General features: G+C 62.7%; 7 protein-coding genes, 1 pseudogene and 1 riboswitch. Of the genes and pseudogenes, 4 read left to right on the top strand and 4 right to left on the bottom strand.

The window, feature by feature from the left end; translation table 11 throughout:
- Positions 1 to 25: 25 nt before the first annotated feature.
- From Y705_RS0100820 to Y705_RS0100810, 3 genes are all read right to left on the bottom strand, one after another.
- Complete coding sequence (locus Y705_RS0100820; RefSeq protein WP_026531497.1) at positions 26 to 883, bottom strand: LysM peptidoglycan-binding domain-containing protein; 858 nt, start codon at positions 881 to 883, stop codon at positions 26 to 28.
- 5 nt (positions 884 to 888) lie between these two features.
- Positions 889 to 1,065: riboswitch (cyclic di-AMP (ydaO/yuaA leader) on the bottom strand.
- A 193-nt stretch (positions 1,066 to 1,258) separates the two neighbouring features.
- A complete protein-coding gene (locus Y705_RS0100815; RefSeq protein ID WP_026531496.1) occupies positions 1,259 to 1,948 on the bottom strand; it encodes a class F sortase in 690 nt (229 codons plus the stop codon).
- A gap of 42 nt (positions 1,949 to 1,990) precedes the next feature.
- Entirely contained in the window at positions 1,991 to 2,767 is a 777-nt protein-coding gene (locus tag Y705_RS0100810; protein WP_026531495.1) for a CHRD domain-containing protein, read from the bottom strand.
- 329 nt (positions 2,768 to 3,096) lie between these two features.
- On the opposite strand from Y705_RS0100810, the gene istA reads away from it, so the two are divergent.
- The 3 genes and pseudogenes from istA (at position 3,097) to Y705_RS20820 (ending at position 6,576) form a co-directional block, all read left to right on the top strand.
- Positions 3,097 to 4,773 (top strand): IS21 family transposase, encoded by a 1,677-nt coding sequence (gene istA / locus Y705_RS0100805; protein ID WP_026531494.1) that lies wholly within the window; start codon positions 3,097 to 3,099, stop codon positions 4,771 to 4,773.
- Complete coding sequence (gene istB / locus Y705_RS0100800) at positions 4,770 to 5,576, top strand: IS21-like element helper ATPase IstB (protein ID WP_049822057.1); 807 nt, start codon at positions 4,770 to 4,772, stop codon at positions 5,574 to 5,576. Before istA ends, istB begins: the two co-directional genes overlap by 4 nt.
- Before the next feature lie 111 nt (positions 5,577 to 5,687).
- A pseudogene (locus tag Y705_RS20820) lies at positions 5,688 to 6,576 on the top strand (IS5 family transposase).
- 150 nt (positions 6,577 to 6,726) lie between these two features.
- Here Y705_RS20820 and Y705_RS0100785 read toward each other — a convergent pair.
- Positions 6,727 to 7,293 (bottom strand): sigma-70 family RNA polymerase sigma factor, encoded by a 567-nt coding sequence (locus Y705_RS0100785; RefSeq protein WP_049822056.1) that lies wholly within the window; start codon positions 7,291 to 7,293, stop codon positions 6,727 to 6,729.
- Positions 7,294 to 7,604: 311 nt separating this feature from the next.
- On the opposite strand from Y705_RS0100785, the gene Y705_RS21615 reads away from it, so the two are divergent.
- Positions 7,605 to 7,904, top strand: coding sequence for a hypothetical protein (locus Y705_RS21615; RefSeq protein ID WP_155849829.1), 300 nt, complete (start codon positions 7,605 to 7,607; stop codon positions 7,902 to 7,904).
- Positions 7,905 to 7,980 lie beyond the last annotated feature (76 nt).

The following is a 7,980-nucleotide window of genomic DNA, read 5'->3' as shown; positions in this document are numbered from 1 at the left end:
CTGCCGCTTCACAACATACGGCGGATTAGCTCACGCGCACGAAGGACGAACCGGGAAGGTCAGAGAGGTCGTGCTCGAAGGTCAGATTCGCACCGTTCATTCCGCTGCTGACGACCTTGCCGCCACCGACATAGATGGCGATGTGGCCCGAGCTGATGACGAGGTCACCGGGAGCGGGGGATCCCACAACGGTGCCGTACTGGTAGAACTGGGTCGGACCGAGGTCTCCCACAGTCTTACCGATGGAACGCAGTGCCTTTTCAACCAGGATGGTGCAGTCCTGGATGGCACCGATCTGTGCGCGGGCCGAGGCGACAAGAGCCGCACCGACGCCGCTGGCCTGCACTGCAGGAGCCAGGGCCGCTACGGGGGTGATGGCGCTGGAGGCGAAGGAAACACCGGACTGTGCCTGTACAGGTGCCGGTGCGGGTGCGGTGAAGGACGCTTGGGTTGCCTGTGATGCTGCGGGAACCGCTGCGGGGCTCACAGCTGCGGGAGCGGCGACGGAAGCACTACCGGAGACCCTGATCTGCTGTCCGGGGTAAATCACCGAAGCGTAGGACAGGCCATTCTGCGCCAAAACCGTGTCCAGTGACACGCCATAACGGGCCGAGATGGCACCGAGGGTGTCGCCAGCGGCGACGGTGTGTACACCGGCTGCTGCCGCCGGGGCCTGAACGGCGGCTGGGGCAGTGCTTTCCGCGAAGGTGCCGGCCTGGGCCGGTGCTCCCGCAGCGAACATCAGACCGCCCGCAGCGGCGACGATGATCGTGGGCTTACCCAGCGTCACTGCGCGGGACTTCGCCGAGAGCGACAGGCCCTGCAGGGCGATGGAGTGGGTGGGGGTGGCGCGGTGGCGCGCCGGAACGGACGTACGTGACATGGTTGGTTGCCTCTCCCAATGCCTGCGGGGTGAGCTGTCGGATTCGGATGGGAGTCACCCGGCCACGCAACGTCACTGAGTCAGTGAAGTGTTGCGACTTAACCCCAAGACCGTTTAGGAACGGTCAAAAATGTGGTTCCCCCGCCTCTGCCATGCGATGGTGCGGACGGCCCAAAACAGTGGCAGAGCTCGGCAAGCTGTTTCGGGAATACCGGCAGTTGATACCGGCATCGGGACAAACTTTACGTGACATTCAACTGTTTGTCTCGTTTTGGTTACGGACCCGGGTCGGGGAACACACCAGCAGGCGTCGTCATGTATTGACAGCTGCCCGCGGTGCTTTCCTGACGGGAAATTCAACCCCGGCCTGGTGGGCTAGAGCACCAGTTTTGCGTAGACGACGTAGTTGTCGTCGAATTCGCCGGTGTCTGGGTCGTAGCCGTCGCAGGTGATCAGGCGTAGTTCGGAGCCTTCGGTGTTGCCGTACACCTTCTGGGTGGGGAATTCGTCCTTGGCGTATTGCTCACCGCGGTCAACGGTGAAGGTTGCAATGGTGCCGTCCTCGCGGAGCACGTCGATGGTGTCGCCTGCTTTGAGCTTGCGGAGGTCAGCGAAGACTCCGGGGCCGCCGTCGGTGGCGTTGACGTGTCCGAGCAGGACCGCGGGTCCGCGTTCGCCGGGTGTGGGGGAGTCGTTATACCAACTCGCGGGTGCGCCTGGATCACCGGGCGGAACCTCGAGTGAGCCGTTCTCGCGCAGCCCGAGGCTGAGCAGCTCCGATCCCGCGCTGATGGTAGGGATGGTAAATGACACCGGCTTCGACGCCGGCAGGACCGGCAACTGGGCCGGTGCTGGTGCTGGTGCTGGTGTTCCGGGCGCGGTGGCGGTGGGTGGTTGAGTCGGGGCCGGCACCGCGGGTGTGGACGAAGCGGAGACGGTCGGGGACGGCGCTGCCGGTTCTTGGCTTTGGGCCGGGGTGTTGGTGGCGCAGCCGGTGAGGATTAAAACAGCGACCGCCGCAGAGGCCAGATGGCTTCTGCGGCGGTCGCTGGGTGAACTAATCATGTGAGGAATCATGTCCGATCAGTTCATGGTGCTTGGTGGAAATTATGCCTTGGCGTTGCTGCGGCGGACCATGAAGGTTCCGCCGGCTGCTGCTGCCAGGACGAGTCCGCCACCGAGGGCGAGGACGGCGGTGTTGGATCCGGTTTCCTGGGCGACACCGGTGTCGGCGCCACCGTCAGGCATGGCGCCCATCTGCTGTGCTGAGAGGACGCCACACAGTGCTGGTGAGGTTGCGGCCAGGGGCAGTTCCGGGGCGATGTCGCTGGGTGCTGCTGCGGCTTCGGCGCTCAGTGATGCCGGGTCCAGGCCGTGGACGACGACGACGGCTTTGCCGGCTTCGAGTCCTGCCTTGGTTTCGGCGGTGAGCTGCACGTCGTCGCGCTGGATCTGGTAGCTGCCGCCCATGCCGGCGAGCTTGAGGTCCAGGGCTGCGGCGGGGCTCGTGTCTCCGCTGGTGGTGATCGTGTTGGTGATGGGGCCGTAGGAAGGTGCGCCTTCGGTGGTGTTGATGACGCCGTCACCGTTTTCGTCAGCGGCTGGGGTGGGACACTCACCTGCGGCCTGCTCGCCGGTGTGGATGTGCTGGACGTGGGGGTACGGGGCGTCCATGAAGGTCTCGGCAAGACCGGAGACCTGCAGGTCAACAGAAGCAGTGTCACCGTTGACATCGAGGGTGATGCTTCCCGTGCCACCGCTGCCATTGAGCTCGTTCAGGGTTGCGGAGTGGGTGCCATCCGCTGCCATGGCTGGCGACGATGCCATGGCCAGGGCGCCGAGGGCGAGGGTGGGTACTGCAAGGAAACGCATTGCCTTATTCATAAGATCAATTCCTTCACTGTGCGTGTATACGCACCAGTTCCGGTGCGCCTACTAAGTAGTTCGGAGCGTGCTGCCGCGTGGATGGGTTCTTCCCACACAATTCACAGCGGAACACGTGACACCGCTCGTTGCGAGTGGCTTCTGCTCACTGTAACTAGGGTGTGTCTGCTAATTATCCGGCTTGTGACTATGGCAGCTTTGTTCGTACCCACCAGGGCAATCTAAGCGGAACCCACTTCGGCCATTTCGGGGTGTCACGGGCAATCTAAACGGGACCCACCCTCACCGTTGTGACAACGCTTTTTTGGTTGCTCAAGGTGGAGGTTCGAATGGAGTCTCGGGTGGAAGTTTTTGCGCGGATCCGGCGTGATGCGCGCGTGGAAGGCCTCTCGATCAGAGAGCTCGCCAGGCGTCATGGTGTCGGCCGGCCAACTGTCCGGCAGGCACTGGGGCAGGCGGAACCACCAGCCCGAAAGCCCCGGGTGCGTACAGCGCCCCGGTTGGAGACGTTCAAGGCCGTGATCGACGTGATGCTCCGGCAGGACCTTGAGAGTCCCCGCAAGCAACGTCACACCGCGCGACGTGTCTTCGCCCGCCTTGCTGATGAGCACGGGGCAAGGGAGCTGTCCTATTCGACGGTCCGTGACTATGTCCGCAAACGTCGTCCAGAGATTGATGCGGAGGCCGGCCGGTTGCCGGAGGTGTTTATTCCTCAGGAACACGCACCGGGGGCGGAGGCGGAAGTCGACTTCGGGGAGGTCTGGGTGGTGCTGGCCGGGGTGAAGACCAAGTGCCATATGTTCACCTTCCGCCTGTCCCACTCCGGCAAAGCCATCCACCGGGTCTATTCGACTCAGGCGCAGGAAGCGTTCCTCGAAGGCCACATCGACGCATTCGAGGACATCGGCGGCATCCCGACCCGACACATCAGGTACGACAACCTCACCGACGCGGTCGTGAAAGTCATCTACGGCACCGGCAGGCAGCGGACCGAGAACCAGCGGTGGCTCTTGTTCCGGTCCCACTACGGGTTCGACGCTTTCTACTGCCACCCCGGCATCGAGGGCGCTCATGAGAAAGGCGGCGTCGAGGGGGAAGTCGGCCGGTTCCGCCGCACCCACCTGTCCCCGATGCCCGTCGTCGATTCCCTTGCCGAGCTCAATAACAAGATCAGGCAGTGGGACATCGATGACGAGGACCGCCGTATCGATAACCGTCTTCATACTGTCGCCCAGGACTTCGCCCTCGAACGACCCCTGCTCGCGCCGATCACCGCGGAACGGTTCGAACCGGGCCTGACACTGACACCACGGGTGAACCGGTCAAGCCTCATCCGGGTACGGATGGCGTCCTACTCCGTTCCGGCCCGGGTCATCGGACGCCCGGTACGGGTTTTCCTTCGCGCATCCGAGGTAGTCGTCTTCGACGGTCGCACCGAAATCGCCAGGCACCCCCGGGTCGTTACGCAGCACGGGCAGAGCGTGAACCTTGACCATTACCTCGAGGTCCTCCACCACAAACCCGGCGCCCTGCCAGGCTCGACCGCTCTGGCCCACGCACGAGCATCCGGGGCCTTCACTTCCGCCCATGAAGCGTTCTGGGCCGCGGCCCGCAAGACCGACGGGGACGCCGGCGGCACCCGAGCCCTGATCGATGTTCTTCTCCTGCACCGGTCGATGGCAGCCCAGGACGTTATTGCAGGGATTACCGCAGCACTCACTGTTGGAGCGGTCACCGCCGATGTCGTCGCGGTCGAGGCCCGCCGACATGAAGCCCTGGGTGGGTCCCGTTTGGACCGTCATCGTGGTGAACAAGCTCGCGGTCCCGAGCGACGGGTTGTCAGTCTTACTCAACGCCGTCTCGCGGATCCCGCCGCGGTCATCGCTGGTCTGCCAGCCGACACAAGGCCATTGCCGTCAGTTGCCGCGTACGACCAGCTACTGCGCCTGCCCGAACGAACAGAACCCGCAACCAATGACGCAGCCCAGAAGGGAACAGCATCATGACCACCACGACCAGCATCACCACTACCCTCCGACGACGGCGAGGCCTCACCGAAGAAGCAGCCAACGCAGCGATCGACCAAGCCTGCCGCAGGCTCCGCCTTCCAACAATCCGCGCTGTCGTCGATGAAGCCACGACCAAAGCACAGAAGGAACAGCTGAGTTACCAAGGATTCCTCGCAGAACTGCTGCTGGCCGAGTGTGACGACCGCGACCGCCGGTCCTCGGTTCGACGAGTCAAAGCCGCAGGATTCCCAAGAGACAAATGGCTCGGAGATTTCGACTTCGACGCCAACCCGAACATCAACCCCGCCACCATCAACACGCTAGCCACCGGAGACTGGGTCCGCCGCGGGCAACCGCTCTGCCTCATCGGTGACTCCGGCACCGGCAAAAGCCACCTCCTCATCGGCCTCGGCACCGCCGCGGCCGAGAAAGGATTCAGGGTCAAATACACGCTCGCCACACGCCTCGTGAACGAACTCGTCGAAGCCGCCGACGAGAAAAACCTCGCCAGAACCATCGCCCGCTACGGCCGCGTGGACCTGCTCATGATCGATGAACTCGGCTACATGGAACTCGACCGGCGCGGCGCAGAACTCCTCTTCCAAGTCCTCACCGAGCGAGAAGAAAACAACTCGATCGCGATCGCGTCCAACGAGTCCTTCTCCGGCTGGACAAAAACCTTCACCGACCCCAGGCTCTGCGCCGCGATCGTGGACCGGCTAACCTTCAACGGCACCATCATCGAAACCGGCACCGACTCCTACCGACTCGCCCACACCCGCGCCCAACACACCACCTGACCTAGCGAAATACAGCTACCCCACCCCTTCACAATGGGTCCCGCTTAGACCGCCCCCATGGGTCCCGCTTAGGTTGACATAGCCAGGCTTGTGATGTTGGAGGCTGGATGGATGGTTCGTTCGGATGTGATTTCAGATGAGTTGTGGACGGTTGTTGAGCCTGTTCTGCGGACGGCACGGGGTCGGCGGGGGCGGCCGTGGAATGATCACCGGTTGACGCTGGAGGGCATTTGCTGGCGGTTCCGTACCGGTTCGCCGTGGCGGGATCTGCCGGTTGAGTTTGGTGCCTGGCAATCGGTATGGGAACGCTACCGGCGTTGGTCGGCCGATGGATCCTATGAGCAGATGTTCGCCGCGGTGAAGCATGCCACCGGGGTCGATGATGCGGAGCTCGAGTCGCTGCTTTCCGTTGATTCCACCAGTGTCAGGGCGCATCAGCACGCTGCCGGAGCGCCGAAGCCGAAGGCCGCTCCGGGCCACACAGGGGGCAGGGTCGAGTTACAAGTTTCTGCCCAACGAGCCGGCTGATCACGCGATCGGACGCTCCAGGGGCGGGCTGACTACGAAAATTCATGCCCTGACCGACCGGGCGTGCGCGCCGGTCACGATGCTGCTCACTGCCGGCCAGGCAGGTGATAATCCGCAGCTGGTGCCGTTGCTGGAAGCCCACAAGATCCAGGACGGCACCCGGTTCCGGTTACTTGCCGATAAGGCCTATTCCCATCCCTCGACGCGCAGCGAACTGCGCTCCCGCCGGATCAGGCACACCATTCCGGAGCGTTCGGATCAGATCGACCGGCGCAAGGCCAAAGGCTCAGCCGGCGGCCGCCCACCGGCCTTCGACCCGGCGGTCTATAAGGAACGCAACACCGTCGAACGCGGCTTCAACCGCCTCAAACACTGGCGAGGGATCGCAACCCGCTACGACAAATACGCCACCACATTCCTGGGCGGAGTACTACTCACCGCAGTAATCACCTTCCACCGACTACACAATTAACAGACACGACCTAGGCCGAAGCTCCGTTGGGAAGCGCTCTGGTGTGACAGATGGTGCGGGTGAGGCTCATTTGTAGGGGGCAATCGCCCATTCGATTCACTGCGGGTGACCCGTTTTACGGGGTGAGAGTGGGCAGCCGGACCGGGTGGGTTAGGTGTGTTCCATGCTGCTTTTCAAGCGGATGAGCCCGTCGCGGATGCGGGTTTTGGCTGTTGCTAATGGAATGCCGAGGTGGGCGCCGACTTGCTGGTAGGTGAGCCCGTCGTAATAGGCCAGATTGATCGATTCACGTTGGGTGGCACTGAGGGTTTTGAGGGATCGGGTGATGTCTTGTTCTTCGAGCCGGTTGATTGCTGTTTCGGCTGTCTGATCAAAATCCGGTGTGTAGGTCGCCACGGCGTAAGCAGCGTTGCGATTCGACGACGTGTGCTCGGCCCGCGCCCGATCCAAGGCCCTGCGGTGGGTAATCATCATCAACCAGGCGACAGGGGGCCCTTTGGATGCCTCGAAGGTATGGGCTTTCTGCCATACCTGCAGGAACACGTCCTGGGTGATCTCCTGGCTCAGATCCGAGTCGACGACCATCTGTTGGGCGAGCCGATAAACCCGGGAGGACATCACACGGTAAAGCTCAGCGAATGCGTCCTGATCGCCCGCTGCCGTCCGGGCCAGTAATCGTCCCACCCTCGTGCGGAGCGGAAGCGGCGCTGTTGTCATGTGAGAGCCAGGCAAACCAGGACACCTACCGCCGTACCGCTGCCAGCAATACGGTTCCCTTCCACTGCCTGATGCTGGGATGAGTCCATAACCACCGAGCGTAAACCATACTGTCCGGGCGCCACTGTCCGGGCGCCACTGCTCTGGCAGCTTGAAGACGCGGTCACCAGGGTCCGCGGTCACGCTCGAGCCCACACCTTCACACCCACGGGGCAAACCAGTATGCAGGCACCGAATCTTGCCCACGTCAGATTGCGCCCACGTCAGACATGGTGCGGTGCCTGTGAGGATGTGGCTGGGAGGATCTTGGTATGACACGTTCTGAAGCGGATCACGAGGTTGGTTCCCTGCTGGCCGACGCGAGAAGGCAAATGGTTATCGACCTTGAAGCACGCCGTCATCATTGTGTTCAGAGGGTTTTGGAGGCCCGCCAGGCCTGTGAGGAAGCCAGTGTTTCGCAGGTTGATGGGGGATTGGAGCAGGCCGGTCCCGTCTCCGCCGATCAGGAGCATGCCCAGTGGTTGCTGTGCGCGGCGGTTAGGGAACTGGAGGAAACCGATGCTCTCCTTGAGCAAGCACGACAAGAAGAAGAAACTCACAGCATCAGGTAAAGCTCAGACAGGCAGCGTAGTGTCTTACCTATCCTCACGTGCGAGTGACTGATGACCGGATTTATCCGGCCGGAAG

It is taken from the genome of Arthrobacter sp. H41, assembly GCF_000520535.1.
GTDB lineage: Bacteria > Actinomycetota > Actinomycetes > Actinomycetales > Micrococcaceae > Arthrobacter_D.
This window is presented reverse-complemented; position numbering and strand designations above follow the sequence as displayed.

Bases quoted from the DNA above. Each gene is read 5' to 3' on its own strand.
- Y705_RS0100820 (WP_026531497.1), bottom strand. From the start codon at position 883: ATGTCACGTACGTCCGTTCCGGCGCGCCACCGCGCCACCCCCACCCAC.
- Y705_RS0100810 (WP_026531495.1), bottom strand. From the start codon at position 2,767: ATGAATAAGGCAATGCGTTTCCTTGCAGTACCCACCCTCGCCCTCGGC.
- Y705_RS21615 (WP_155849829.1), top strand. From the start codon at position 7,605: ATGACACGTTCTGAAGCGGATCACGAGGTTGGTTCCCTGCTGGCCGAC.
- istA (WP_026531494.1), top strand. From the start codon at position 3,097: ATGGAGTCTCGGGTGGAAGTTTTTGCGCGGATCCGGCGTGATGCGCGC.
- Y705_RS0100785 (WP_049822056.1), bottom strand. From the start codon at position 7,293: ATGACAACAGCGCCGCTTCCGCTCCGCACGAGGGTGGGACGATTACTG.
- Y705_RS0100815 (WP_026531496.1), bottom strand. From the start codon at position 1,948: ATGATTAGTTCACCCAGCGACCGCCGCAGAAGCCATCTGGCCTCTGCG.
- istB (WP_049822057.1), top strand. From the start codon at position 4,770: ATGACCACCACGACCAGCATCACCACTACCCTCCGACGACGGCGAGGC.